Genomic DNA, 25,326 nt, shown 5'->3' with positions numbered 1-25,326 from the left:
CACGGGAGTTGACGTCGGTGCGGCCTTCCCCCGAAGCGGACGTGGCCAGCCTCACGCTCGCTCACCTGTGACGCCCTCTGGACATATGGGCACTCCCGTCGGATGATCAAATGAGTGCGGTCGGCACCGGATGAGCGCCAGGTACCCCTCTGGCAAGCATCCGGGTCGCAGCCCCCACGGGGCCTCCAACCAAAAATCCCTCATTTAGGAGCAATCGTGGCGCGCGACATCGCGGCTCCCCCCGTCGTTCCCACCACTCACCAGGAACTGATCTCGTGGGTGAACGAGATCGCCGAACTGACCCAGCCGGACAGCGTGGTCTGGTGCGACGGTTCCGAGGCCGAGTACGAGCGCCTGTGCGAGGAGCTCGTGGCGAAGGGCACCTTCAGGAAGCTCGACCCGATCAAGCGCCCCAACTCGTACTACGCGGCCTCCGACCCGACCGATGTCGCCCGGGTCGAGGACCGCACCTTCATCTGCTCCGAGAAGGAAGAGGACGCGGGCCCCACCAACCACTGGAAGGCCCCCGCGGAGATGCGGGAGATCTTCGCCGGTGACAAGGGCCTGTTCCGCGGCTCGATGCGCGGCCGCACGATGTACGTCGTGCCCTTCTGCATGGGCCCGCTCGGCTCTCCGCTGTCCGCGATCGGCGTCGAGATCACCGACTCCGCCTATGTCGCCGTCTCCATGCGCACCATGACCCGCATGGGCCAGGCGGTCCTCGGCGAGCTGGGCTCCGAGGGCTTCTTCGTGAAGGCCGTGCACTCCCTGGGTGCCCCGCTGGCGGAGGGGGAGGCGGACGTGGCCTGGCCGTGCAACCAGACCAAGTTCATCTCCCACTTCCCGGAGTCCCGCGAGATCTGGTCCTACGGCTCCGGCTACGGCGGCAACGCCCTGCTCGGCAAGAAGTGCTACGCCCTGCGCATCGCCTCCGTCATGGCCCGCGACGAGGGCTGGCTCGCCGAGCACATGCTGATCCTGAAACTCACGCCCCCGCAGGGCGAGTCCAAGTACGTCGCCGCCGCCTTCCCGAGCGCCTGCGGCAAGACGAACCTCGCGATGCTGGAGCCCACGATCTCCGGCTGGACCGTCGAGACCATCGGCGACGACATCGCGTGGATGCGCTTCGGCGAGGACGGCCGTCTGTACGCCATCAACCCCGAGGCCGGCTTCTTCGGTGTCGCGCCCGGCACCGGTGAGCACACCAACGCCAACGCGATGAAGACGCTGTGGGGCAACTCCGTCTTCACCAACGTGGCGTTGACCGACGACAACGACATCTGGTGGGAGGGCATGACGGAGGAGACCCCGGCCCACCTCACGGACTGGAAGGGCAACGACTGGACGCCGGAGTCCGCCACGCCCGCCGCCCACCCCAACGCCCGCTTCACCGTCCCCGCCTCGCAGTGCCCGATCATCGCGCCCGAGTGGGAGGACCCCAAGGGCGTGCCGATCTCCGCGATTCTCTTCGGCGGCCGGCGCGCCACCGCCGTACCGCTGGTGACGGAGTCCTTCGACTGGAACCACGGCGTCTTCCTCGGCGCGAACGTCGCCTCCGAGAAGACCGCCGCCGCCGAGGGCAAGGTCGGCGAGCTGCGCCGCGACCCGTTCGCCATGCTGCCGTTCTGCGGCTACAACATGGGCGACTACATGGGCCACTGGGTCGATGTGGCCAAGGACAAGGACGCCGCGAAGCTCCCGAAGATCTACTACGTCAACTGGTTCCGCAAGAACGACGAGGGCAAGTTCGTCTGGCCCGGCTTCGGCGAGAACTCCCGTGTCCTGAAGTGGATCGTGGAGCGTCTGGAGGGCAAGGCCGAGGGCGTCGAGACCCCGATCGGCATCCTGCCGACGAAGGACGCGCTCGACACCAAGGGCCTCGAACTGGCCGACTCCGACCTGGAGTTCCTGCTCGCGGTCGACAAGGAGGTCTGGCGCGAGGAGGCCGCGCTGGTCCCCGAGCACCTCAACACCTTCGGTGACCACACCCCGAAGGAGCTGTGGGACGAGTACCGGGCACTGGTGCAGCGCCTGGGCTGAACCCGTAGGACTCCGCGGCCGGTCAGAACCGACTGTGCCCTGACCAGCTACATCGTCACGGCCGGCCGCGGTGCGGATCCGGCAGGGCCTCGCACAACGGAGTGCGGGGCCCTGCCGTGTACTTCGTACTTGGCGGCCAGCTCGTCGGCGGGCGCCTTGCTGGAGGGGAAGGCGAAGTCGTACCCCTTGAGGTCGAGCCCCTCCATCGCCCAGGACCCGGACGTCTCCGTCCGCACGGTGTAGCCCTCGGCGGCAAGGGCCTCCACCACGTCGGGACCGGCGAAGAACTCCGCCTTCTCCGATCCGATCACTGCCCGCACGGTCTTCGTTGCCGTGCCCGTGTCCCCGGATTCCCGGCCCGCCACGACAGCTGCCACCACGCCGCCGATCGGCAACACCGCGAGGACGATTCCTGCGATTCGTCTCACGCGGGGAGCGTGCTCTCGGAATCCAACATTCCCCGTCGTGGGCGATGAACGGGGGGTGTCATACCGACTCCGGTCCTGCAACACCGCCAAGGGGCGCGGGGAACTGCGCGATCAGCCACAAACAGACCACGGCCGCCGCACACCAGAAACACCTATGGCGAAACGGCGCTGTCGGCCCGAGCCAACGCAGTGATGTGGCGCCCGGTCCGCGCGTCGCTGCGGGTGCACGCGGACCGGGGCCGTCTGCGGGAACCCCGGTGGGGCTCAGTGGGACGCGAGTTCGCGCGGCTCCAGGGCCGCCGCGTGCGCGTCCATGCGTTCGGCGGCCAGGATGGCGACCGCCGTGTCGGCGCGGGATGCCGCGACGACGAGGGCACGGCCGGCGAGCGGGTGCGCCCGCTGGTGCAGCGCCGTGAGGTCGCGGTCCGCACCCGAGGGAGCCGCACGGACCAGGCCGCCCCGAAGCCGGGTCACCTGCTCCGCGAGCCGCTCGGCGGCGGCGTCCAGATCGGCGGACGGGGCCAGGGCGCGCAGCTCGTCGGTGACGGCCAGCAGCGCGGCGAGATGGCCCGCCAGCTGGATGTCCAGCTCCTCCTCGCGCGTCCGGTGCGGGAAGTCGGAGGTGGTGCCGGCCATCGTGCTGTGGACCGACTTGCTGCGGATCGGCTCGTACATGGGGATGGCCTCCTGTGCTCTCAGGAAGCCATCCTAGCTTAGATTCCGTCTAAAGTTGAGCGATCCCTGGAACTGCCTGTCAGAGCTGGCTGTAGCCGTCGAGGAAGGTCCCGATGCGGGTCACGGCGTCCCTGAGATCCCCGACCGTCGGCAGGGTCACGACCCGGAAGTGGTCGGGCTCGCTCCAGTTGAAGCCGGTGCCCTGGACGACCATGATCTTCTCGCGGCGCAGCAGATCGAGGACGAGCCGGCGGTCGTCCTTGATCTTGAAGACCTTGGGATCGAGACGCGGGAAGAGATAGAGAGCACCCTTCGGCCGTACGCAGCTCACACCGGGAATCTGTGTGAGCAGCTCATAGGCGACATCCATCTGCTCCTTGAGCCGGCCGCCCGGGAGGACCAGGTCGTTGATGGTCTGCCGCCCGCTCAGCGCGGCGACGACGCCGTGCTGTCCGGGCATATTGGCGCACAGCCGCATGTTCGCGAGGATGGTCAGACCCTCGATGTAGGAGTCGGCGTGGGCGCGCGGACCGGAGATCGACATCCAGCCGACGCGGTAGCCGGCCACCCGGTAGGCCTTGGACATGCCGTTGAAGGTGAGGGTGAGCAGATCGGGGGCGAGCTTGGCGGTCGGGGTGTGGGTCGCGCCGTCGTAGAGGATCTTGTCGTAGATCTCGTCGGAGCAGACCAGCAGATTGTGGCGGCGGGCGATGTCGGTGAGGCCCTTGAGCATCGCCTCGTCGTAGACCGCGCCCGTGGGGTTGTTGGGGTTGATGATGACGAGCGCCTTGGTGCGGTCGGTGATCTTCCGCTCCACGTCGGCGAGGTCGGGCATCCAGTCGGACTGCTCGTCGCAGCGGTAGTGCACCGCCGTCCCGCCGGACAGCGACACGGCGGCGGTCCACAGCGGATAGTCGGGCGACGGTACGAGGACCTCGTCGCCGTCGTCGAGGAGTCCCTGCATCGCCATGACGATCAGCTCGGAGACGCCGTTGCCGATGAAGACATGCTCGACGTCGGTCTCGATACCGAGCGTCTGGTTGTGCATGACCACGGCGCGCCGGGCGGCCAGCAGCCCCTTCGCGTCCCCGTATCCATGCGCCGAGGACACGTTCCGCAGGATGTCCTCAAGGATCTCGGGCGGGCACTCGAACCCGAAGGCGGCGGGGTTGCCGGTGTTCAGCTTGAGGATGCGGTGTCCCGCCGCCTCAAGCCGCATGGCCTCTTCGAGAACCGGACCCCGGATCTCGTAACAGACATTGGCGAGCTTGGTCGACTGGATCACCTGCATGTCAGGGAGCTTACGGCCCGGTAACGCCGCATGGGCCGTGTTTTCCACCACGTGGGACGGGTGATTTGGGCGGTTATCGCCGGTAGCTGTCCCGTGGGCCCCTCCCGTCTCCACGATGCGCGGCCATGTCCAGGCCACCTCAGTACGAGAACGGGGCTAATGGTGTGAATGCCGCGAATGGTGGGACGGGCTCTCTGGAGGATGACGGGCTCCAGGGCCCGCCGAACGTGTACGTCCCGCAGGCCGTGCCGTCCCCCGACTACCAGGAGTACGCCGATCCGGCCGTGGCGCACGGCTGGCAGAACGCCTACGACGAGACGAGCGAGCTGCCACACATACCCGAGGAGCCGCCCGCGGCTCCGCCCCCGCCTGGCGAGCCCGTCGACGCGGACGTGGAAGAGCGCGTCGGATGGGAGACCCACTGGGAGCCCGACGGCGGCAGCCGGACCGCCCGGCGCGCACGGCACCGACGCGTCAACCGGCGCCGCGCGCTGATGGCCGCCGGTGCCGTAGGCGCCGCGTCCGTCGCCGCCCTCGTCGCCGGATTCGCGTTCTCCTCCGACTCCTCCTCCGGCGGCTCGGACAAGAAGGATCCGGCGGCTCGCTCGGCGACGGACGGCTCGGACTCGCCCGTGGACCCGGCCACGACGGTCGACCCGTCCTCCCCGGCCTCCGGTCCGTCCGCCACCACGCCTTCCGGCGCGGGTGCGTCGGCGGGTGAGGCCGAGGACGACAAGACGTCCGCGTCCCCGTCGGCGAAGCCGGCCACCGCGGCTCCGGTCGAGCCGTCCACCGCCACCGCCCGAGAGGACCGCCGACCCGGACGACGGCTCGGGTCCGGGCAACGCCAACGGAAAGCCGGGTCACGGGGTGGGCGGCACCAAAGGGCCGAAGCAAGCACTGAGCGCACCCCTGCGGGGGTGCCCGGTCCTGCAGTCGGCGCCCGGGGCAACGCCCCCGCGCCGAACCGGTCTTGGCCGGAAACGGCCGCTTGTTCTCACGGCCCCCTCACATGACAATGCGCATGACAAATCAGCGGGTGGCCGGAAGATCTCCGGTCACCTTTGTTGCAAGAGGGGACCCCCACATGAGAAAGCCTCTCGTCGCCGCGCTCTTCGCCCTGGTGATCGCCGGGGCCGGCGCGGCACCCGCGGTGGCTGCTCCCGACAGGAGCGACAGCGCCGCACCCGCGATCCAGGCCGTCAACTTCGCCGGGACCGTGTCGCTCAGCAACTGTTCCGGCTCCGTGATCCGGATGCCCGACTCCGAGGACAACGACCCCGCGCTCGTGCTCACCAACGGCCACTGCCTGGAGTCCGGATTCCCCGAACCCGGCGAGGTCATCGTCGACCAGGCCTCCACCCGCTCCTTCGGGCTGCTCAACTCCTCCGGCACCCGTGTCGCCACCCTGCGCGCCAGCAAGATCGCCTACGCGACGATGACCGACACCGACGCCGCGGTCTACCAACTCACCCGCACCTACGCGCAGATCAGGTCCTCGTACGGCATCAGCGCGCTCACCCTGAACGACACCCGCCCCGTCGCCGGCACCGCCATCAGCGTCGTCTCCGGCTACTGGAAGCGGATCTACAACTGCTCCGTCGACGGCTTCGCCTACCGCCTGAAGGAGGGCGACTGGACCTGGAAGGACTCCGTCCGCTACACCTCCTCCTGCAACACCATCGGCGGTACGTCGGGTTCGCCGGTGATCGACCAGGCCACCAACAAGGTCGTCGCCGTGAACAACACCGGCAACGAGGACGGTCAGAGCTGCAGCGTCAACAACCCCTGTGAGGTCGACGCGAGCGGCAACGTCACCGTCCGCCAGGGCATCAACTACGCCCAGCAGACCTACCAGTTCCCCGCCTGCTTCGGCATCGACAACAAGCTGGACCTGAGCGCGAGCGGCTGCGTCCTGCCCAAGCCGTAACCGTTCACTTCACCGGCGTGCGACGCACCGCCCGGCCCGCCAGTACGTCCGTTCGACGGCCGTCCTCGATCACGAAACGGCCGTCGATCAGGACGTACGGGATGCCGGTGGGCAGCCTCCTCGGCTCCTCGTACGTCGAGCCCGCCGCCACCGTCCGCGGGTCGAACAGGACGAGGTCGGCCCGGTAGCCCTCGCGGATCAGGCCCCGGTCCTGGAGCCGGAGGCGGGCGGCGGGCCGGCCGGTCAGATGCGCCACGCACTCCTCCAGCCACAGCACGCCCAACTCCCTCACGTACCGGCCGAGATACTGCGGAAACGTGCCGTACGCCCGTGGATGCGGCTTGGTGCCCTGGAGGATGCCGTCGGAGCCGCCGGTGTGGATCCGGTGGCGCATGATGGCCCGGACGTTCTCCTCGTGGCCGACGTGCTGGAGGATCGTGGTGCCCAGGCGGTCCGCCAGGAGCAGGCGGCGGGCGGCGGCCCAGCCGTCCAGGCGGGTGCCGACACAAGACGCCAGCCCCGGGTCGCTCACCCCCGAGATCTCGATCGTCTCCCACTCCACCGGCACCCCGTGGCAGCCGTCCGAACCCACCACCTCCACGTCGTGGCGGATCCGTTCCGCCGTCTCCTCGTCCCGCAGCCGCGCCAGCACCGCCTCGGGTCCGCCCTCGCTCGCCCAGCTCGGCAGCAGCGCGGCGAGCGTCGTGCAGCCGGGGGTGTACGGGTACGTGTCGAGGCTGATGTCCGCCCCGGCGGCCAGCGCCCTGTCCAGCAGGCCCAGCAGCTCCGGCGCCCGGCCCTTGTTCACGCCGAAGTTCATGGTGGCGTGGGCGAGATGGAGGGCGCAGCCCGCCTCCCTCGTCAGGGCCACCGTCTCCTCGTACGCCTCCAGCGCGCCCGCCCCGTACGAGCGGTGGTGCGGGCAGTAGTAGCCGCCGTACGACGCCACCACCCGGCACAGTCCGGTCAGTTCGGCGTCCTTGGCGTACATGCCGGGGGTGTACGTCAGCCCCGACGACATGCCGACCGCCCCCTGCTCCAGGCCCTCGGCGACCAACTGCCGCATCCGGTCCAGCTCCTGGGGCGTCGCCTCGCGGTCCTCCCAGCCGACGGCGAGCGCGCGGACCGTGCCCTGGGGGATGAGGTAGGCCGCGTTCACGGCGATACCGCGGTCCAGGCGGTCCAGGTACTCGCCCACCGACCGCCAGTCGAAGTCGATGTCGTCGCCGTGGCCGTTCCAGCCGGTGATCGCGCGGCGCACCTCGGCCAGCGTACGGTCGTCGACCGGCGCGTACGACAGCCCGTCCTGGCCGATCACCTCCAGCGTCACGCCCTGCGCGGCCTTGGCGCTGTGGTCGGGGTCCCGCAGCAGGGCCAGGTCGCTGTGCGCGTGCATGTCGATGAAGCCGGGGGAGAGGACCAGGCCCTCGGCGTCCAACTCGCGCATGGCGGAGGGGCGCTGACAGCCCGCCGCCGCTGCCTCGCGCACGACGGAGACGATCCGGCCGTCGTCCACGACCACGTCGGCGCGGTAGGAGCCGGCGCCGGAGCCGTCCACCACCTCGGCGTCCCGGATGACCAGGTCCTGCACGGCGGGCCTCCTAGAAGAACGTACGGATGTAGTCGACGACGGTGCCGCCCGCCTCGGCGACGGGGATCAGCGGCCACTTGTCGAAGGACGTGCACGGGTGGGACAGGCCGAGGCCGACCCAGTCGCCGACTTCCAGGTCCGCCTCGGGGGCCGTTCGCAGCCATGCGTGCTGGTCGGACAGGGCGCTCACCTCGATCCCGGCCGCCGGGCGCTCCACGTCGTCCCGGCGGACCACCTGGGCGAAGGGCAGGTCCAGGTCGTAGGCGGCGTCCCGCTTGCCGGCGTTGAGGAAGGCCTGCTCGGCCGAGGGACGGGAGACCACCTGCGCCCAGAGCCGGAACGCGGGCTCCAGGGCGCCCTCCTCGGGGACCCGGTTGAACGGGGTGAGCTTGCGGTAGTGGCCGTCGTCGTGCGAGACGTACGCGCCCGAGCGCAGCAACTTCAGGACGGGGCGGGAGAGTCCGGGGATCTCCCCGAACACGTCGGCCACCGCGTCGAACCAGGCGCTGCCGCCCGCGCTGACGACGATCTCGTCGGTGTCCGCGAAGCGCCCCGCCTTGTCGAAGCCGACGGCCAGCGCCACCAGCCGTCGCAGCCAGTCGTGCACCCGCTCCGGGGTGGCCCCCGGGACCTCGCCCTCGTACCCGGCGACACCGACCAGCCGGAGCGCCGCCGCGGCGGCCACCGCGTCGGCGACCGCCGCGCACTCGGCCTCGGTGCGGACCCCGGTGCGCGCGCCCTCGCCCGCCGCGAGCTCCACGACCACGTCCACGGGCCGCGCCGCCCCCTTCAGCGCCGCGTCCATCAGCTGCACCCCGCGCACGGAGTCGACGTAACAGACGAACCGGAAGTCGGGGTCGGCGGCAAGTTCCGGGGCGAGGCGGCGCAGGGCCGCCGCGTCCACGAGTTCGTTGGCGAGGAACACCCGCCGGATCCCGAACTCCCGCGCCACCCACACCTGGTGCGGCACGGCGAGGGTGATGCCCCAGGCGCCGTGCTCGACCTGGCGCTGGAAGAGCTGCGGGGCCATGGAGGTCTTGCCGTGCGGGGCGAAGGCGAGGCCGTGGCGTTCGGCGTACGTCTCCATGAGGCGCAGGTTGTGCTCCAGCCGCTCGGCCGAGAGGGCCAGTACGGGGGTGGCGAAGCCGTCGCTGAAGAGGTTGCGCCGCTCGGCCGTCAGCTCGGCGACCGTGCGGCCCGCGGCGTCCGGCGGGAGGCCCTTGAAGCGGTGGTCGACGCGCTCCTCGGCCAGACGGGCGAGCGCTTCAGCGGCCATGGGGCCTCCCTGATCTAGAGCGTTGCGCTTTCTGCAACGTTCATTGCGTATGTCGCTTACTGCTGTCTAACATCTCGGCCAACACGAGCACAAGGTCGGGGAGCTACGACGATCGTGACCATCACCGGGACCGGCAACACCCCCGACGTCGTGGACGTCGTCGCGCTCGGCGAGTCCATGGTCGCGTTCCTGCCCACCCGGCCGGGCCGCCTCGCCGACGTGCCCTCCTTCGACCGGTCGATCGGCGGCGCGGAATCCAACGTGGCCTGCGCCCTGGCCGGGGCCGGGCACACGGTGCGCTGGGTCAGCAGAGTGGGGGCGGACGGTTTCGGCGACCACCTCGTCGAGACGATCGGCTCCTACGGCGTCGATGTGTCGGCGGTCCGCCGGGACCCGGTGCGGCCCACGGGCGTGTACTTCCGTACGGCGGGGGACCGCGGGACGGACGCGCACGAGGTGGTGTACTTCCGGGCCGGTTCCGCGGCGTCGGCGATGTCCGCCACGGGGGTGGATCCGGTGGCGGTGCGGGCGGGGCGGATCCTGCATGTGTCGGGGATTACGGCGGCTCTGTCCGGGGGTTGTCTGAGCCTGTTGCGGGAACTGACGGCGCCGCGTGAGAGCCGCCCGCTGGTCTCCTTCGACGTGAACCACCGGCCCGGTCTGTGGCCCGACGGCACCGACTCCCGGGTGCTGCTGGAGCTGGCGCGGGGGGCCGACGTCGTGTTCGTGGGGGAGGACGAGGCGGGGGCGGCGTGGGGGGTGCGGGGCGGCCCGGAGGAGATCAGGGCGTTGCTTCCCGAGCCGGAGGTGCTGGTGGTGAAGGAAGGGGCGAAGGGTGCGACGGTGTTCCAGGAGTCCGCCTCCGTCTTCCAACCCGCCCTCCAGGTCGACGTCGTGGCGACCACCGGCGCCGGCGACGCCTTCGCCGCGGGATTCCTCTCCGCCACCCTCCGGGACCTCCCCCTGCGGGACCGGATCCGGCACGGGCACCTCTGGGCCGCCGCCGCGCTCACCGCCCCCGGCGACCTCGCCCCGCCCCCCGCCCGCGACACCGCCGACCGCCTCGCCGCTCTCGGCGACGACGCGTGGGGGACACTTCGACTCGGCCCCGGCTGGACACAGGCCGGTCAGCGGGCCGAGGAGGAGGTACGCACCCCATGAGCCAGACCGTAGACCGCGCGCTGAGCATCCTGCCGCTGCTCGCCGAGGGCCCCGCAGACCTGGGCCAGGTCGCCGACCGGCTGGGGGTGCACAAGTCCACGGCCCTCCGCCTGCTGCGCACCCTCCACGAGCACGGCATGGTCTACCGCCAGTCCGACCAGCGCTACCGTCTCGGCGCCCGCCTCATCGCCCTCGCCCAGGAGGCCATGGAGAACCTCGACATCCGCGAGATCGCCCACCCCCACCTCGTACGCCTCAACGAGCAGTGCGGACACACCGTCCACCTCGCCGTGTACGAGGAGGACGAGGTGCTCTACATCGACAAGGTCGAGAGCCGCTACCCGGTACGGATGTACTCGCGGATCGGCAAGCCGGTGGCCATCACCGTCGCCGCCGTCGCGAAGCTGCTCCTCGCCGACCTCACCGAATCCGAGCGCCGCGCCCTCGCGGAGAAGCTCGACTACCCCATGTACACGTCCCGTTCGACACCCAACGCCCCCGCCTTCCTGCGGGAGCTGGACAAGGTGCGCGAACAGGGCTGGGCCACCGACCTCGGCGGCCACGAGGAGTCCATCAACTGCGTCGCCGCCCCCGTCCGGGGCGCGGACGGCAGAGTCGTCGCCGCGATGTCGGTCTCGGCCCCCAACGTCGTCGTCACCGCCGACGAACTCCTCACGCTGCTCCCGCTGGTGCGCCGTACGGCGGACGAGATCAGCGGCGAGTACTCAGGCAAGACCCCACCAAAGGACCCCGTATGACGGACAAGATCGCGCTCACCCCCAAGACCCACACCACCCCGCCCGCGAAGTTCTCGCACGGCGTGAAGAAGGGCAACATCCTCCAGGTCGCCGGCCAGGTCGGCTTCCTGCCGGCCGAAGAGGGCAAGCCGCCCACGCCCGCGGGCCCCACCCTGCGCGAGCAGACCCTCCAGACCCTCGCCAACGTCAAGGCGATCCTGGAGGAGGGCGGCGCGAGCTGGGACGACGTGATGATGATCCGCGTCTACCTCACCGACGTGGCCCACTTCGCCGAGATGAACGAGATCTACAACGCCTACTTCGAGGCGCAGAACCTCACCGCCCCGCCCGCCGCGCGCACCACGGTCTACGTCGGCCTGCCCGCGGGCCTGCTCATCGAGATGGATGCTCTGGCCGTGCTCGGCTGATTGTTCGCCTGCCGAGTGCGTGGCCTTCTTCGGGAGGTGTCGTTGATCTGGTCAACGGGGCCGCCATGCGAGGGGTGGTGGCCGCCGGGTTGAGCATCTTCGTATAACGATGAAGGGGGCTGGCTGTGTACGGCACAGGATCGTCGACCATACTGCCCGCTGTGGAGCAGCGCATAGGATCGAGCAGCCAGCCCCTGGAGGGCGCCGGATTCGACCCGGCTTTCGTCCCCGGGCTCACCTCGCCCGCGTCCAAGGAGACGGAGGCGGAGGAGCCGGAGAAGACCGCGGAGGAAGCCCGTTCCTCCTCCGAAGAGGTCGAGGAGACCGCCGTGGGGGAGGTGGCGGAGGCAGCAGACGCCCCCGACGACGAGGGTGCCGACGGTCCCGTCTTCGAGGCCTCCGACCGCCGGGCGAAGATCGTCGCCGACCACCGCGGGGTCCGGCTCGCCCTGGACGACCAGGAGTGCGAGTTCCGCTGGGACGAGATCGGCGCCGTGGAGACGGAGACCGCCCGCTTCGGCAAGCGGTTCACGCTCACGGTGCACACTCCTGACCGCCGCTGGTACCCGATCGAGATCGAGGCGCCGGCCAGGAGCCGTTTCAGCGAGTGGGAGTCACAGCTCGACGCCGTGCTGGACGCCTACTTCGAGGAGTCCGAAGAGGAATCCGAGGAGGATTCCGACTAGGGGGTGTTTTGAAAGTCCTGTGCGGTGCCCGCGGTGTTCGGTGCGTGCCCTCGGCGTGCCGGACGAAGGCCCTCGTACTGGACGTACTTGGGTCTTTGGCCGGTGCGGCGAGGGTGCGTGCCGGGCGCCGTGGGTGCTGTGCGGGACTTTCAAAACACCCCCTCGCAGTACTGGGACTCCTTCCCGATCGACCGGTACATGCAGTCCGCGTTCTCCAGCAACTGCAGCACCGCGTCCCGGTTACGTGAGGTCTCCCGCTCGATCACCTCGTCGGGCGGGTAGAACCCACCACCGGAGCTGGAGCGCGGATACATCTCGAAGGTGTACCCGAAGATCTTGTACGCGCCCCAGAGATAGTCGTCGATCGACCCGTCGGTGATGTACTGGTCGCTGGACTGTTCCGGCGTGTAGCCGTTGCTGGCCGCCGTCTTTCCGCCGACCGTGGCGACTGTCGGCGCTCGCCGTGACGTTCGCGGAGAGGGGTGCCGCGAGGGCCAGGGCGAGGAGGGCGGCGGCGAGCGCGGCGGTGCGTCTGCCGCTGCGGGCGCCTGAGCCTCGTATGCGAAGTCGCATGAATTCTCCTTGTGTCTCCAGGACTTCCGGGATCTCCGGAAGGTGGGGAGTGGAGCAGGGGGGTGGTTCAGCGACGTGCTCGTGCGGGTGGCGCTCATCGTCGGCGCGTGGCATGAGCAGGTCAAGAGTGAAACGGGCCGCGACGGCGCGAACCGTTCCAGGGGTGAGGGCCGCGCAGTGTACGCGTGCGGTCGGCAAGTGACACGGGCCTGGCGGAAGTTGCACCCGGGCGTGTGAGCCTCGTGTGCGTGTCCGGGGCGGAGCGGGGGACAGTGAGGGTCCGCGGACAAGAGGAGCGCCGCACTCCGGCTCGCTCCTCGGACCACAACCCCAGAGGACTGGACTGGCTGATCATGGACGGATCAGCGCCACGACGGGACGGCCAGGAGTCGGCCGAGTCGACCAGCTTTGTCGACCGGCGCACCGAACTGGCCTTCGGGCGCCGGATGTTGGCCGGATCGCGACTGGTCACGCTGACCGGGCCGGGCGGTGTCGGCAAGACCCGCCTCGCCACGCGTCTCGCGGACCGGGTCCGCCGTACCTTCCCGGACGGCGTCCGCTTCGTGCATCTGTCGGGGCTCGACGACCCGGCCCTCGTCCCCCTCGCCGCCGCCGACGCGCTGGGCCTTCACCAGATCGCCGACCGCCTGGTCATCGCCCGCCGCACCGCCGAGGGTCATGTGGAACGCATCCTCGGCAAGCTCGGCCTCAACAACCGCAGCCAGCTCGCCGCCTGGGTGACGGCGAGGCGCTGACCACCACCGGACACGGCACAGACAGGGGATCGCGTGACCAGCCAACCTCAGGTGTTCGACCACCGTATGACCGTCCTCGGCGCCGACGACGCGTTCGTCGCCGCCGCCGTCCCCTTCCTCAGGGAGGCCCTGGACACCCCCGACGAACCCCCGCCCGTCGCCATCGCCGCCCCCGAGAAGCTGGATCTGCTCAGGGACGCCCTCGGCGGCGACGCGAAGAGCGCGGTCCTCGTCCCGCACACCGACTGGTACACCGGCTCCGCCGCCAACGCCGTTGCCCAGGCGGCCGGTTACCTGACAGCGCACGGCGGCCCCGGCGGCCGTATCCACCTCCTCATGGAACCCGTCTGGAGCGGCAGAGCCGGACGCTCGCCGCGCGAGAGCGCCGAGTGGATCCGCTACGAGGCCCTCGCCAACCTCCTGTTCGCTCCGATGGCCACCACCGCCCTGTGCGTCTACGACTCCCGCACGGCGGGCCCCGCCCTCATCGCCGAGGCCCGCAGGGCCCACCCCGGCACGGGCGTGTACGAGGACCCGGTCCGGCTCGCCGCCGAGCTGGACGCCGTACCCCTGCCGCCGACCCCCGCCGACGCGCATCCGCTCGCCCGGCCGGATGCCGAGGCCGTGCGGGCCTGGGCGAGCGGGAGCGGGCTGCCTGCCGCGGACGCGGAGCTGTTCACGCTGGCCGTCACCGAGGCGGCGGCCGCCCTCGGCCCGGTCACCGGGGTCCGGCTGTGGGGCGAGGCGCCGGCCTGCGTCGGTGAGCTACGCTCCTCCCGCCGCGTCGATGACCCGCTGGCCGGCTTCGTCCCGCCGGACACCGGCGAACTGGAACCGGGGCAGGGCCTGTGGTACGCCCGCCAGGTGTGCGCCTACGTCGACGTCCGGGACGACGCGGAGGGGGCGACCGTACGCCTGCAGTACGGGTAGGGGGCACGGGACGCAGGTAGAGAAGCAGGTATATCTACCCGTGCGCCGAATCCCGGGCGCGGCCACCATGGACACCATGCTGCAACTCCGGAACGGCCCCCACCGTCAACCGCCCGTCGGAGCAGGTCATCTGACCGTGGAGTACGACCCCCGCCCCTCCGCGGTCCGCGAGGCCCGGGCGGAGGTGCGCAGGCAGCTGGAGGGATGGGGGCTCGCGGGCCAGGACGACGTACTGGACACGGCCGAGCTGCTGGTCAGCGAGCTGGCGACCAACGCGTTGCTGCACTCGGCGAGCCGGTTCCGGGTGACCCTGTCCGCCGCGCAGGGCGTCCTGCGCTGCGAGGTCCAGGACGCCGGCCGGCGCACTCCGCAGGTGCTGGAGGCGGGCACCTCGGAGAGCGGGCGGGGCATGTTCCTGGTGGACGCGCTGGCCCGAAGATGGGGGTGCCATCACGACGGTCAGCGCAAGACGGTGTGGTTCGAACTCTGACGCGCCCTCTTGTCCGTCCGCGCCCGCTGCGGTTTCTTGATCTGCATGGCGGACAGCGAGGCAAACACTCAGACGACACAGGCCGACGGAATCGACTCCTCCCCCCGCAAGTCCAGTTGGAAGTACATCGGCCCCGGCATCGTTGTCGCCGCGACCGGCGTCGGCGCCGGGGACCTGGTGGCCACGCTGATCGCCGGCAGCAGCTTCGGGTACACGCTGCTGTGGGCCGCGGTCCTCGGCTGTCTGGTCAAGATCTCCCTCGCCGAGGCGGCAGGGCGCTGGCATCTGTCCACCGGACGCACCCTCTTCGACGGCTGGGCGAGCCTCGGCCGGTGGACGACCTGGTTCTTCGTCGGCTACGTCGTGATCTGGGGCTTCGTGTACGGCGCTGCGGCGATGTCGTCGAGCGCGCTGCCCCTCCAGGCGCTGTTCCCCGATGTGATGGACCTGGAGTGGTGGGGCATCACCTGCGGTCTGGTCGGCCTGGTCTTCGTCTGGTTCAACAAGTACTCGGTCTTCGAGAAGGTCATGACGGTCCTGGTCGGCGTCATGTTCGTGGTGACGGTGTACCTGGCGATCCGGGTCACCCCGAACCTCGGCGAGGCCTTCGCGGGCCTGCTGCCGGTGCTGCCCGACGAGAAGGACTCCGTCCTCAACACCCTCGGCCTGATCGGCGGGGTCGGCGGCACCATCACGCTGGCCGCGTACGGCTACTGGGTCAACGCCAAGGGCTGGACGAACACCGGCTGGATGAAGGTCATGCGGCTGGACAACCGGGTCGCCTACGCCACCACCGGCATCTTCGTCGTCGCGATGCTCTTCGTCGGCGCGGAACTCCTGCACTCGGCGAACGTCGCCATCGCGGGCGGTGACAAGGGCCTGCTCCAGCTCAGCGACATCCTGGAGGACGAGTACGGCACGGCCACGGCGAAGTTCTTCCTGATCGGCTTCTTCGCCACGTCGTTCACCTCACTCATCGGCGTCTGGCACGGAGTGAGCCTGATGTTCGCGGACTTCGTCGAGCGCTACCGCAAGGGCGACGCGGCACGCGGCGAGGAGATCGCCACCGGCAGCCGCGAACGCAGCCTGCCCTTCCGCCTCTACCTCCTGTGGCTGACCTTCCCCCCGATCGTCCTGCTCTTCCAGGGCCAGCCCTTCCGCCTGATCATCATCTACGGCGTCCTGGGCGCCGCCTTCCTGCCGTTCCTGGCCGGCACCCTGCTCTGGCTGCTCAACTCGTCCCGCACACCCAGGCAGTGGCGCAACGGCTCCCTGAGCAACTCCATGCTGGTGATCGCGGGACTGCTCTTCCTGGTCCTGTGCGTGAAGCAGATCTGGGACCAGCCGTGGTCGGAGTTCTTCTGAGCCCAAGGCTCCGACCACGGCCTGACGCGGCGCTACGGCAGCGCGTGCACGTACGGACCCACCGCGTTCGACCACGCGTTGCCCGCCGTCGCGTCCCAGTTCGTCGACCAGGTCATCGCGCCGCGCAGATCGGGATACGTCCTCGACGGCTTGAAGGAACCGCAGTTGGTGCCCTTCGTCAGACAGTCGAGCGCGTTGTTCACCACCGTCGGTGACACATACCCGCTGCCCGCGCCCCGGGTCGAGGCGGGCAGACCCAGGCCCACCTGGGACGGGGACAGGCCGCCCTCCAGCTGGATACAGGCGAGGGCGGTCAGGAAGTCGACCGAGCCCTGGCTGTACACCTTGCCGTCGCAGCCCAGCATCGAACCGCTGTTGTAGTACTGCATGTTGACGACCGTGAGGATGTCCTTCACATTCAGCGCCGTCTGGAAGTAGGAGTTCGACGTCGACTGCATGTCGATGGTCTGCGGGGCCATCGTCAGGATCATCGACGGTCCCGCCTTCGCCGACAGCGACCGGAGCGCCTGGGTCATGTAGGTCGCGTTGAGCCCGTTCTCCAGGTCGATGTCGACGCCGTCGAAGCCGTACTCCTGCATCAGCGCGTACACCGAGTCGGCGAAGTTCGTGGCCGAGGCGGAGTCGTTCACCGACACCGTGCCCCGCTCACCGCCGACCGAGATGATGACCTTCTTCCCGGCCGCCTTCTTCGCCTGGATGTCCGCCTTGAACTGGGCGACGGTGTAGCCGCCGAGCCCCGCCGAGTCCAGGTTGAAGGTCACCGCGCCCGGAGTCCCGGTCGCGTCCGCGAAGGCCACCGCGATGATGTCGTACTGCGCCTGCACGTCCGACAGCTTCTGCACGGTCGCGCCGTTGTTGAAGTTCTGCCAGTACCCGGTCACCGCGTGCTTCGGCAGCACGGGGCCCGTCGGAGTCGCGGTCGTCGTCCCGGTCACCGCCGCCGACTTCGGTGACTCACCGGCCGAGTTGGTCGCCGTGACCTGGAAGGAGTACGAGGTGGAGGCCGCGAGCCCGGTCACGGTCGCCGACGTGCCGCTGACCGCCGTGACCTTGGTGCCGTTCCGGTAGATGTTGTAGCCGGTCGCGCCCGAGACCGTGTTCCAGGCCAGGGAGACCGACGACGAGGTCCGCCCGGAGACGGTGACCCCGCTCGGCGCACCGGGGATCGTCGGTGCCGGGTCACCGCCACCGCCGCCGTCCGGGCCGAACACCGAGACGTCGTCGGCGTAGTAGGCGGCCTGTCCGTACCAGCCGTGCGTGTACACGGTGACCGACCTGGTCGCGGAGCCGGTGGTGAAGGTGGTGGTCAGCTGCTTCCAGCTGCTGGAGTCCGGCGTCCACGTCGACACGTCCGTGGTGCCCGTGCCGGTCACGCCCAGATAGGCGTACCCGCCCTGCACCCAAGCGCTGAGGGTGTACGTCGAGTTCGGCTGGACCGCGACGGCCTGCGTGCAGCGGGCGTTGTCCTGCCCGGCCGGGGTCGCCTTCAGCGCGGCCGAGCCGCCGTGCACCGGCGAGGAGACGGTCGTACCGCTGCTCGCGGAGCAGGTCCAGTTGGTCAGGCCGGACTCGAAGCCGGCGTTCTTGGCGTTGTCGACATCGGCGGCGGACGCCTGGCCGGCGCCCGCGAAGGAGAGGGCGAGGGCCGCGAGGACGGCGCCCGTCATGAGACGTTTCGATCGTCTGCGTATGAACATGCCAAGTTAAGTTGGTCCAGACCAATCCTCTTGTCAAGAGGTGCCGTCAAGATGCTCAACCTGCCCCGTTTTGGCGCAACTTGTGAAACGGCAGTTCCTCCATAGCTGCAGAAACGCTGTTCTCCGGTCATGGACCCGTGGATACAGTGCTCAGGTAGTCACGCAGTGAAGTCGACTGTGTGTCCTGGGTGTACCGGGCATGGGGAGTGGGGAGCTGCGCGTGCCAACTGCCATCGCCGTGACCAGTGCCGACCTGGCGCTGGCACCACAGGACGAACGGACCGTCCCCGCCGTCGTGCTCCAGGGCCTGGACCGGCAACCGCTCGACCGGTCCTTGAGCGCCCTTCAAGCGGTCGTCGAGCAGTACGGCCATGTCATCGTCGTCTGCTCCGGGGCCCTCGACCCCGCCGTGGAACGCCGGCTGCACACCCTCCGGGCGCTCATGGAGAGCGACCGGATCGCCCTGTTCCGCCCTGAACTGCCCCCGCTCGGACTCGCCGTCCTGGTCCGCCAGTTGCGCCAGCTCGCCTCCTGCGACCTCAGCCCCGGCGTGCTCGCCTCGGCGGGCCGGCTGCTCACCCACTACATCCACGCCGGGGCGCTCCTCGGCTCCGTCGCCAAGCTCGACCGGGTCCCCGTCGGGCTCAAGTCCCACGCCAAGTCCTGGGTTCCGGGCACCCACTTCGGCGTGCTCGCCCACCCCGAGCCGCAGCTCGTCCGGATCGGCCCCGAGGCCGCGCTCACCGGACCGGAGTTCGGCACCCGGATGCTCGTCGCCAGAGGCCGGCTCCAGTCCGGCTGGGTCACCGACACCCTCGCCAAGTCCTGGAGTGTCCAGGGACTTCGCGAGGTTCCGCTGCCCGCCGAGTCGGAGCGGTGGTGGGGGACGGAACGGCTGATCGAGTTCTGCGCCTACCTGTCCGACCTGTCCGTGCTGTACCAGCTCGTCACCTCGGTACGCCAGAGCGCCTGCCACTGGTGCGGCATCGACGTCATCGGCGACCGCTGTGTGTTCTGCTCCGCGACCCCGCCCGTACCCGAGACCCGCGCAGGCTGACCGAACCCGGCAAGCCGCATCAGACCGATCCCGACCGATTCCCCCAATGAGGTTGCACGGTTCATGAACTCCCGTCAGCGCCGCGGCGTGATACTCCTGATCCTGTCGGTCGTCTGCGCCCTCGGCGCCTTCGCCGGCGTGCTGTCCGTCATCAACGACGCCGAGTCCAAGGTCGGCCCCGAGGTCACCGCCTACCGGCTCAAGACGAACGTGGACCCCTACGAGCCCCTCGGCGCGGGCCAGTTCGAGAAGATCTCCATGCCCGAGCGGTGGCTGTCCGACACCGCCGTCACCGATCTCCGCGACATCCAGGGCAAGATCGCGGTGACGACCCTGAAGAAGGGGTCCCTGCTCCAGAGCGACATGATCGTGGCCCAGCCCGAGCTGGCGCCGGGGCAGCAGGAGGTCGCCATCATGATCGACGCGGCGACCGGCGTCGCCGGCAAGATCACGCCGGGCGCCAAGGTCAACGTCTACGCCACCTTCGAGGGCGCGCGCGAGGGCGACCCCGCCCAGTCCAAGATCATCGTCACGAATGCCCAGGTCCTCGACGTGGGCGAGCTGACCCCGCTGGAACCCGACGCCGACGACCGCACCCGTCAGCCCACCGACGCCGTCCCGATCACCTTCGCGCTGTCCACCATCGACGCCCAGCGCCTCACGTACGCCGAGTCGTTCGCCCAGCGGGTCCGGCTCGCGCTGGTGGCGCCCGGCAGCGACACCACGGTCCCCGAGTCGGACCGGACGTACGAACTCGCGAAGGACAAGTGAGAGGCCCGCATGCCCACGAGGATCCTCCCGGCGGTCGGTGACGCGGACGCGGTCCGTTCGGTCACGACCCTGCTCAGCCAACTCCCCGACGCCGAGCCGGTCGCCCCGGTGGTCGACTCCACCCAGCTCATCGACACCCTGGCCCGGCTGGCCGCCGAGTCCGTCGACGAACTGCCCGAGGTCGTGGTCGTCCACGAACGCATCGGCCCGGTCCCGGCCCTGGAACTGATCCGCGAGGTCGCCCTGCGCTTCCCGGCGGTCGGCGTCATCCTCGTCACCTCGGACGCGTCCCCCGGCCTCTTCCAGGCCGCGATGGACTACGGCGCGCGGGGCCTGGTGGCGCTGCCACTGTCGTACGAGGAACTCGCCATCCGCGTCCAGGCCGTCGCCTCCTGGTCGGCGGGCGTACGGCGCCATCTCGGGGGCGCCCTTGAGGTGTTCACCGGGGTCGGCGGCACCGTCGTCACGGTGAGCGGCGCCAAGGGCGGGGTCGGGACGACGCTGGTCGCCATCCAACTCGCCCTCGCAGCCCAGGCGTCGGGCCGCAGCGCGGCCCTGCTCGACATGGACCTCCAGACCGGGGACATCGCCTCCTACCTGGACGTCCAGTTCCGCCGCTCGGTCGTCGACCTCGCCGCCATCACCGACATCACCCCGCGCGTCCTGGCCGACGCCGTCTTCCGCCACGACACCGGGCTTGCCCTGCTGCTCGCCCCCGGCGAGGGCGAACGCGGCGAAGAGGTCACCGACCGCGCGGCCCGCCAGATCGTGGGCGCCCTGCGCTCCCGCTACGAGGTCGTGATCGTCGACTGCGGAGCCCAGCTCAGCGGCGCGGGCGCGGCCGTCGTGGAGATGGCGGACATGGCGTTGCTGGTCACCACCCCCGACGTGATAGCCGTCCGCGGCGCCAAGCGCGCCGTACGCATGTGGGACCGCCTCCAGGTCCGCAAGGCCGAGGAGACCACGGTCGTCGTCAACCGGCACACCCGCGGCACCGAGATCCAGCCCCCGCTGGTCCAGAAGATCACCGGCACCGGTCTCGCGGCCACCGCGATCCCGTCGAACTTCAAGGAACTCCAGGGCGCTGTGGACGCCGGCCGCCTCCACGAACTGGACGCCAAGAGCACCGTCAAACAGGCCCTGTGGACCCTCGCGGGTGAACTGGGCCTGGTCAAGGCCGCGGCGGTCGACCGCAGGGGTGGTCGGGGCTCGGTGAGCTTCCGCCGCCGCAAGGAGATCGGGGGGTAGGTATGCGCGCGCTCCGCCGTCGCTCCCGGGACAGAGACCGGGGCCAGGTCACCATCGAGTTCCTCGGCATGACCCCGCTGATCATTCTGACGCTGGTGCTGCTGTGGCAGTGCGCGTTGCTCGGCTACACCTTCACGCTCGCCGGAAACGCCGCCGACGAGGCCGTACGGGCGGGAACCGCGGCGGACCCCGGCGCCCGGCAGGGCGCCTGCCGGACCGCCGGGCTCGACAAGCTGCCCGGGGCGTGGGAGGGCGGCGCAGAGGTGACCTGCGCGACGGGCGGGGGGTATGTGACGGCCGAGGTCCGGCTGAAGGTGCCGGTCCTGTTCCCGGGGTCGATCGGCTTCCCGTTCACGGTGGAGGGGCGCGCGGGGGCGGTAGAGGAGGCGACGGACTGAGATGTCGTACTGGAGTGTTCGTCGTGACCGTGGCCAGGTGGCCCTGTTTCGTCGTGACCGTGGCCAGGTGGCCCTGTTTCGTCGTGACCGTGGCCAGGTGGCCCTGTTTCGTCGTGACCGTGACCGTGACCGTGACCGTGACCGTGACCGTGACCGTGACCGTGACCGTGACCGTGGCCAGGTGGCCCTGGAGTACCTGGGTTTCATCCCGGTCCTGATCCTGGTCGCCATGGCGGCCGTACAGATCGGCCTCATCGCGTACACCGCCCAGCAGGCGGGCACCGCCGCGCGTGCCGGAGCGCGCAGTGCCTCGTTGGACGGGCCCTTCGCCCAGGACTGTCAGGCCGCGGTGAGCGGCTGGCTGGCCGGCGGGACCGCCTGTGCGAGCGCCGGCCTCGGCGACGAGGTGCGGGTCACGGCGACCGTCGGCATCCCGTCCATAGTCCCCGGCTGGGACTTCGGCGACGCCACCAAGTCCGCCACCATGCCGCTCGACCACTGAGGAGCACCGAGCCATGAGCCTGCGGGCACGTATCAACTCCCCCGAGGAGAACGGACACAGGGGCGAGGACGGCCATCTGGTCGCCTCCTACCGGGCCAAGCTCCTGGAGGAGATCGACCTCGCGGAGATGAGTTCGCTCGCCGCGGCCGAACGCCGGGCCCGTCTGGAACGCGTCCTCGGCCACATCATCAGCCGCGAGGGCCCGGTGCTGTCGACGGTGGAGCGCTCCCAGCTGATCCGCAGGGTGGTGGACGAGGCGCTGGGCCTCGGCATCCTGGAGCCACTGCTGGAGGACGCGTCGATCACCGAGATCATGGTGAACGGCCCGGACGCGATCTTCGTGGAAAGGGGAGGGCGGGTCGAGCAGCTGCCGCTGCGCTTCCCCTCCCACGACCAGCTGATGCAGACCATCGAGCGGATCGTCTCGACGGTGAACCGCAGGGTGGACGAGTCCAACCCGATGGTGGACGCGCGCCTGCCGTCGGGCGAGCGGGTGAACGTGATCATCCCGCCGCTGTCCCTGACCGGCGCGACCCTCACCATCCGCCGCTTCCCCCGCTCCTTCACCCTGCACGAGATGATCGGCCTGGGCTCGCTCGACGAGCACATGGTGTACCTGCTGGCGGGCCTGGTGCAGGCGAAGTTCAACATCATCGTCTCGGGCGCGACGGGCACGGGGAAGACGACGCTCCTGAATGCCTTGTCGGGCCTGATCCCCGAAGTAGAACGCATCATCACCATCGAGGACTCCGCGGAACTCCAGCTCCAGCAGGGCCATGTGATCCGCCTGGAGTCCCGCCCCCCGAACGTCGAGGGCCAGGGCAGGGTCACGATCCGTGACCTGGTCCGCAACTCCCTGCGGATGCGCCCCGACCGCATCGTCGTAGGAGAGGTGCGAGGCGGCGAGTCCCTCGACATGCTCCAGGCGATGTCGACCGGTCACGACGGCTCCCTGGCCACCGTGCACGCCAACAGCACGGAGGACGCGCTGATGCGCCTGAAGACCCTGGCGTCCATGTCCGACGTCGAGGTCCCCTTCGAGGCGCTGCACGACCAGATCAACAGCGCGATCGACGTCATCATCCAGCTCACCCGCTTCGCCGACGGCGCCCGCCGGATCACCGAGATCGCCATCCTCGACAGCCACGGCGGCGAACCGTACCGACTGGCCACGGTCGCCCGCTTCAACGCCCGGCCGATGGCACCGGACGGCCGGGTCTACGGCGCCTTCGAGTACTACCCCCTCCCGCCCCGCACCGCGGACCGCCTCTACATGGCGAACCAGCCGGTGCCGCAGGCGTTCGGGGTGGCGCGGTCCGCGGAGCAGCTGGCCATCCGAGCGGCGAGGTAGGGAGGAACCGATGGAGTTCGAGACGCTGATCACGCTGACGACGGGTATCTCCTTGCTGACCTGCGCCTTGGCGGTGGCGGGCGTACACGCCTACGCGGCCGGCCGGGCCCAGCGCCAGGCGCTGGTGGAGCGACTCTCGTCCTCGGGCCAGATCGCTGCGGGTGGCCGCCGGCGCCGCTTCGGGGACCTGGACCGCAGACTGCGCCGTACGAAGCTCGGCCGGAAGCTGGAACTGCGGCTGGCGGCGACGGGCCTGGACGTGACGCCCGGGGAGTTCTTCGTCTGCATGCTGATGGCGGTGGCGGGCCTGTGGCTGGTGGGCCAGGCGACGCTGGCGCCGTTCTTCGGCCCGATCGCCGGGCTGCTGGGCATCTGGGCGGCGATCCAGTTCCTGAACTGGCAGCGCCAGAAGCGCATCGAGCGCTTCATCAACCAACTCCCGGAACTGGCCCGCATCCTGGCGAACGCGACCCAGGCGGGCCTCGCCCTCCGTACGGCCATCGGCATGGCGGCGGACGAGCTGGAGGCCCCGGCGGGCGAGGAACTGGCCAAAGTGGCCAACCAGTTGGCGATCGGCGCCTCGATGGACGACGCGCTGGGCGAGCTGGCGGACCGGCTCCCGTCCCGCGAACTGGTCGTCCTGGTGACGACGCTCGTGCTGTCGAACAGGGCGGGCGGCCAGGTGGTCAGCGCCCTGCGCAACCTCACGGAGACCCTGGAGGAACGGAAGGAGACCCGCCGGGAGATCCGCACCCAACTCTCCCAGGTGAGCATGACGTCGTACGCCGTCCCGGCCCTCGGCGTCGGATCGCTGTTCCTCATGAACGGCATGAAGGACGGCGCGCTCGACCGTATGACGGGCTCACCGGCCGGACAGGTGGCGGTGATCGTGGCGTTCGCGCTGTACGCGATCGGCTTCGTGATGATCCGCCGGCTTTCACGGATCGACGTCTGAGAGGGGCTGGACATGGCACTGCTGCTGGCCCTGCTGATGGGCGTGAGCGTGTGGGGCGTCTTCGCGGGCATCCGGATGTACCGCGCGGACGCGAAGCTGCCGGGGGACTTGCAGTTGGCGCTGGAGGTCGGTTCGACCCGCACCGGCGCGGTGGACTCGCTCATCGACCGCATGGGCATGCGGTACGCGCCGGCGGTGCTGCGCCTGATGGGCCCGAAGCAGGTGGCGAAGTACCGCCGCAAGATCGACCTCGCGGGCAACCCCGGGGGCCTCACGATCGACCGCTACGCGGCCCGCCGAGCGGTGTACGGCTTCCTGGGCGCGGTGGGCGGACTGGTGTTCCTGATGAGGGGCCAGTACCTGGTCACCCTGCTCCTCTTCGCCTTCGGAGCCTTCTGGACGGAGGTCGGCATCTGGTCGGCGATCCGCATCCGCAAGGACGTGATCGAACGCACGCTGCCGGACTTCCTGGACGTCCTGGCGGTGGTGGTGAGCGCGGGACTTGGCTTCCGGCAGGCCCTGGACCGCGTCGCATCGCGCTACGAGGGCCCCTGGGCGGACGAACTGCGCATCACCCTCCGCCAGATGGACCTCGGCATGAGCCGCCGCCAGGCCTTCGCGGAACTCCGCCGCCGCAACGACTCCGAACAGGTCGCGATGTTCGTGACGGCCCTCCAGCAGGGGGAGGAACTGGGGGCACCGATCGTGGACACGCTGGTGGCACTGGCGAAGGACATGCGCAGAACGGACGCGCAGAACGCCCGGCGGAAGGCGGCGAGGGCGGTTCCCAAGGCCACGATGATGATCACGACGTTCATGGTCCCGGCGACGATGATCCTGCTGGGGGCGGGGCTGTTGCTGGGGTCGGGGACGGACTTCGGGTCCATTACGGGGGAGTAGGGGGTCGGGATGGGCTTGGGGATGGGCTTGGGGATGGGGATGGGCTTGGGGATGGGCTTGGGGATGGGGA

24 protein-coding genes and 2 pseudogenes are annotated in these 25,326 nt (G+C 70.1%); 19 read left to right on the top strand and 7 right to left on the bottom strand.

Annotated features, from left to right (window positions below):
* The first annotated feature begins 216 nt into the window (after positions 1-216).
* Positions 217-2,040: a phosphoenolpyruvate carboxykinase (GTP) gene (locus RMT89_RS23800; protein WP_315885800.1), complete on the top strand. Its 1,824-nt coding sequence runs from the start codon at positions 217-219 to the stop codon at positions 2,038-2,040.
* A 104-nt stretch (positions 2,041-2,144) separates the two neighbouring features.
* Here the strand turns inward: RMT89_RS23800 and RMT89_RS23795 are convergent.
* The 3 genes and pseudogenes from RMT89_RS23795 to RMT89_RS23785 all read right to left on the bottom strand — a co-directional run.
* A pseudogene (locus RMT89_RS23795) lies at positions 2,145-2,468 on the bottom strand (hypothetical protein); the annotation flags it as partial.
* Between the two features lie 264 nt (positions 2,469-2,732).
* Positions 2,733-3,143 carry a hypothetical protein gene (locus RMT89_RS23790; protein ID WP_315885799.1) on the bottom strand — a complete coding sequence of 137 codons (411 nt, stop codon included), beginning with the start codon at positions 3,141-3,143 and terminating at the stop codon, positions 2,733-2,735.
* 79 nt (positions 3,144-3,222) lie between these two features.
* A complete protein-coding gene (locus RMT89_RS23785) occupies positions 3,223-4,434 on the bottom strand; it encodes a pyridoxal phosphate-dependent aminotransferase (RefSeq protein WP_315885798.1) in 1,212 nt (403 codons plus the stop codon).
* A gap of 164 nt (positions 4,435-4,598) precedes the next feature.
* On the opposite strand from RMT89_RS23785, the gene RMT89_RS23780 reads away from it, so the two are divergent.
* Entirely contained in the window at positions 4,599-5,450 is an 852-nt protein-coding gene (locus RMT89_RS23780; protein WP_315885797.1) for a hypothetical protein, read from the top strand.
* A 71-nt stretch (positions 5,451-5,521) separates the two neighbouring features.
* Entirely contained in the window at positions 5,522-6,364 is an 843-nt protein-coding gene (locus tag RMT89_RS23775; RefSeq protein WP_315885796.1) for a serine protease, read from the top strand.
* 4 nt (positions 6,365-6,368) lie between these two features.
* On the opposite strand, the gene RMT89_RS23770 is transcribed toward RMT89_RS23775, so the two are convergent.
* On the bottom strand, positions 6,369-7,955 hold the full coding sequence (locus RMT89_RS23770) for a D-aminoacylase (protein ID WP_315885795.1): 1,587 nt from the start codon (positions 7,953-7,955) through the stop codon (positions 6,369-6,371).
* A 10-nt stretch (positions 7,956-7,965) separates the two neighbouring features.
* Positions 7,966-9,231 (bottom strand): amino acid deaminase, encoded by a 1,266-nt coding sequence (locus RMT89_RS23765; RefSeq protein ID WP_315885794.1) that lies wholly within the window; start codon positions 9,229-9,231, stop codon positions 7,966-7,968.
* A gap of 114 nt (positions 9,232-9,345) precedes the next feature.
* Between RMT89_RS23765 and RMT89_RS23760 the strand changes: the two genes are divergently transcribed.
* From RMT89_RS23760 to RMT89_RS23745, 4 genes are all read left to right on the top strand, one after another.
* Entirely contained in the window at positions 9,346-10,392 is a 1,047-nt protein-coding gene (locus RMT89_RS23760) for a sugar kinase (RefSeq protein ID WP_315885793.1), read from the top strand.
* The gene (locus RMT89_RS23755) at positions 10,389-11,150 is read left to right on the top strand and encodes an IclR family transcriptional regulator (RefSeq protein ID WP_315885792.1); all 762 of its coding nucleotides are present in this window, start codon (positions 10,389-10,391) and stop codon (positions 11,148-11,150) included. The genes RMT89_RS23760 and RMT89_RS23755 overlap by 4 nt, the downstream gene beginning before the upstream one ends.
* A complete protein-coding gene (locus tag RMT89_RS23750) occupies positions 11,147-11,557 on the top strand; it encodes a RidA family protein (RefSeq protein ID WP_315885791.1) in 411 nt (136 codons plus the stop codon). The genes RMT89_RS23755 and RMT89_RS23750 overlap by 4 nt, the downstream gene beginning before the upstream one ends.
* A gap of 161 nt (positions 11,558-11,718) precedes the next feature.
* Positions 11,719-12,243: a hypothetical protein gene (locus RMT89_RS23745; RefSeq protein ID WP_315885790.1), complete on the top strand. Its 525-nt coding sequence runs from the start codon at positions 11,719-11,721 to the stop codon at positions 12,241-12,243.
* A 149-nt stretch (positions 12,244-12,392) separates the two neighbouring features.
* Here RMT89_RS23745 and RMT89_RS23740 read toward each other — a convergent pair.
* A pseudogene (locus tag RMT89_RS23740) lies at positions 12,393-12,689 on the bottom strand (zinc carboxypeptidase); the annotation flags it as partial.
* A gap of 480 nt (positions 12,690-13,169) precedes the next feature.
* Here RMT89_RS23740 and RMT89_RS23735 point away from each other — a divergent pair.
* The 4 genes from RMT89_RS23735 (at position 13,170) to RMT89_RS23720 (ending at position 16,356) form a co-directional block, all read left to right on the top strand.
* Positions 13,170-13,571 (top strand): LuxR C-terminal-related transcriptional regulator, encoded by a 402-nt coding sequence (locus tag RMT89_RS23735; protein WP_315885789.1) that lies wholly within the window; start codon positions 13,170-13,172, stop codon positions 13,569-13,571.
* Positions 13,572-13,604: 33 nt separating this feature from the next.
* Entirely contained in the window at positions 13,605-14,501 is an 897-nt protein-coding gene (locus RMT89_RS23730) for an MEDS domain-containing protein (protein ID WP_315885788.1), read from the top strand.
* A gap of 76 nt (positions 14,502-14,577) precedes the next feature.
* Positions 14,578-14,991, top strand: coding sequence for an ATP-binding protein (locus RMT89_RS23725; protein WP_315885846.1), 414 nt, complete (start codon positions 14,578-14,580; stop codon positions 14,989-14,991).
* Positions 14,992-15,036: 45 nt separating this feature from the next.
* Positions 15,037-16,356 carry an Nramp family divalent metal transporter gene (locus RMT89_RS23720; protein ID WP_315885787.1) on the top strand — a complete coding sequence of 440 codons (1,320 nt, stop codon included), beginning with the start codon at positions 15,037-15,039 and terminating at the stop codon, positions 16,354-16,356.
* Positions 16,357-16,388: 32 nt separating this feature from the next.
* Here RMT89_RS23720 and RMT89_RS23715 read toward each other — a convergent pair whose 3' ends face one another.
* Positions 16,389-18,074 (bottom strand): glycoside hydrolase family 18 protein, encoded by a 1,686-nt coding sequence (locus RMT89_RS23715; protein ID WP_315885786.1) that lies wholly within the window; start codon positions 18,072-18,074, stop codon positions 16,389-16,391.
* 199 nt (positions 18,075-18,273) lie between these two features.
* On the opposite strand from RMT89_RS23715, the gene RMT89_RS23710 reads away from it, so the two are divergent.
* The 8 genes from RMT89_RS23710 (at position 18,274) to RMT89_RS23675 (ending at position 25,256) form a co-directional block, all read left to right on the top strand.
* Entirely contained in the window at positions 18,274-19,131 is an 858-nt protein-coding gene (locus tag RMT89_RS23710; RefSeq protein ID WP_315885785.1) for a hypothetical protein, read from the top strand.
* Between the two features lie 63 nt (positions 19,132-19,194).
* Positions 19,195-19,902 carry a Flp pilus assembly protein CpaB gene (cpaB, locus tag RMT89_RS23705; protein ID WP_315885784.1) on the top strand — a complete coding sequence of 236 codons (708 nt, stop codon included), beginning with the start codon at positions 19,195-19,197 and terminating at the stop codon, positions 19,900-19,902.
* Between the two features lie 9 nt (positions 19,903-19,911).
* On the top strand, positions 19,912-21,150 hold the full coding sequence (locus RMT89_RS23700; RefSeq protein WP_315885783.1) for a P-loop NTPase: 1,239 nt from the start codon (positions 19,912-19,914) through the stop codon (positions 21,148-21,150).
* Positions 21,151-21,152: 2 nt separating this feature from the next.
* The gene (locus RMT89_RS23695) at positions 21,153-21,548 is read left to right on the top strand and encodes a pilus assembly protein (protein WP_315885782.1); all 396 of its coding nucleotides are present in this window, start codon (positions 21,153-21,155) and stop codon (positions 21,546-21,548) included.
* Positions 21,549-21,651: 103 nt separating this feature from the next.
* A complete protein-coding gene (locus RMT89_RS23690; RefSeq protein WP_399498472.1) occupies positions 21,652-22,050 on the top strand; it encodes a TadE/TadG family type IV pilus assembly protein in 399 nt (132 codons plus the stop codon).
* 13 nt (positions 22,051-22,063) lie between these two features.
* Positions 22,064-23,401, top strand: coding sequence for a CpaF family protein (locus tag RMT89_RS23685; RefSeq protein WP_315885781.1), 1,338 nt, complete (start codon positions 22,064-22,066; stop codon positions 23,399-23,401).
* A gap of 10 nt (positions 23,402-23,411) precedes the next feature.
* Positions 23,412-24,356: a type II secretion system F family protein gene (locus tag RMT89_RS23680; protein WP_315885780.1), complete on the top strand. Its 945-nt coding sequence runs from the start codon at positions 23,412-23,414 to the stop codon at positions 24,354-24,356.
* Positions 24,357-24,368: 12 nt separating this feature from the next.
* A complete protein-coding gene (locus RMT89_RS23675) occupies positions 24,369-25,256 on the top strand; it encodes a DUF5936 domain-containing protein (protein ID WP_315885779.1) in 888 nt (295 codons plus the stop codon).
* The last annotated feature ends 70 nt before the right edge of the window (positions 25,257-25,326 follow it).

Origin of the sequence: Streptomyces sp. P17, assembly GCF_032436805.1 — a bacterium.
In the GTDB taxonomy this organism is placed as follows: domain Bacteria; phylum Actinomycetota; class Actinomycetes; order Streptomycetales; family Streptomycetaceae; genus Streptomyces.
This window is presented reverse-complemented; position numbering and strand designations above follow the sequence as displayed.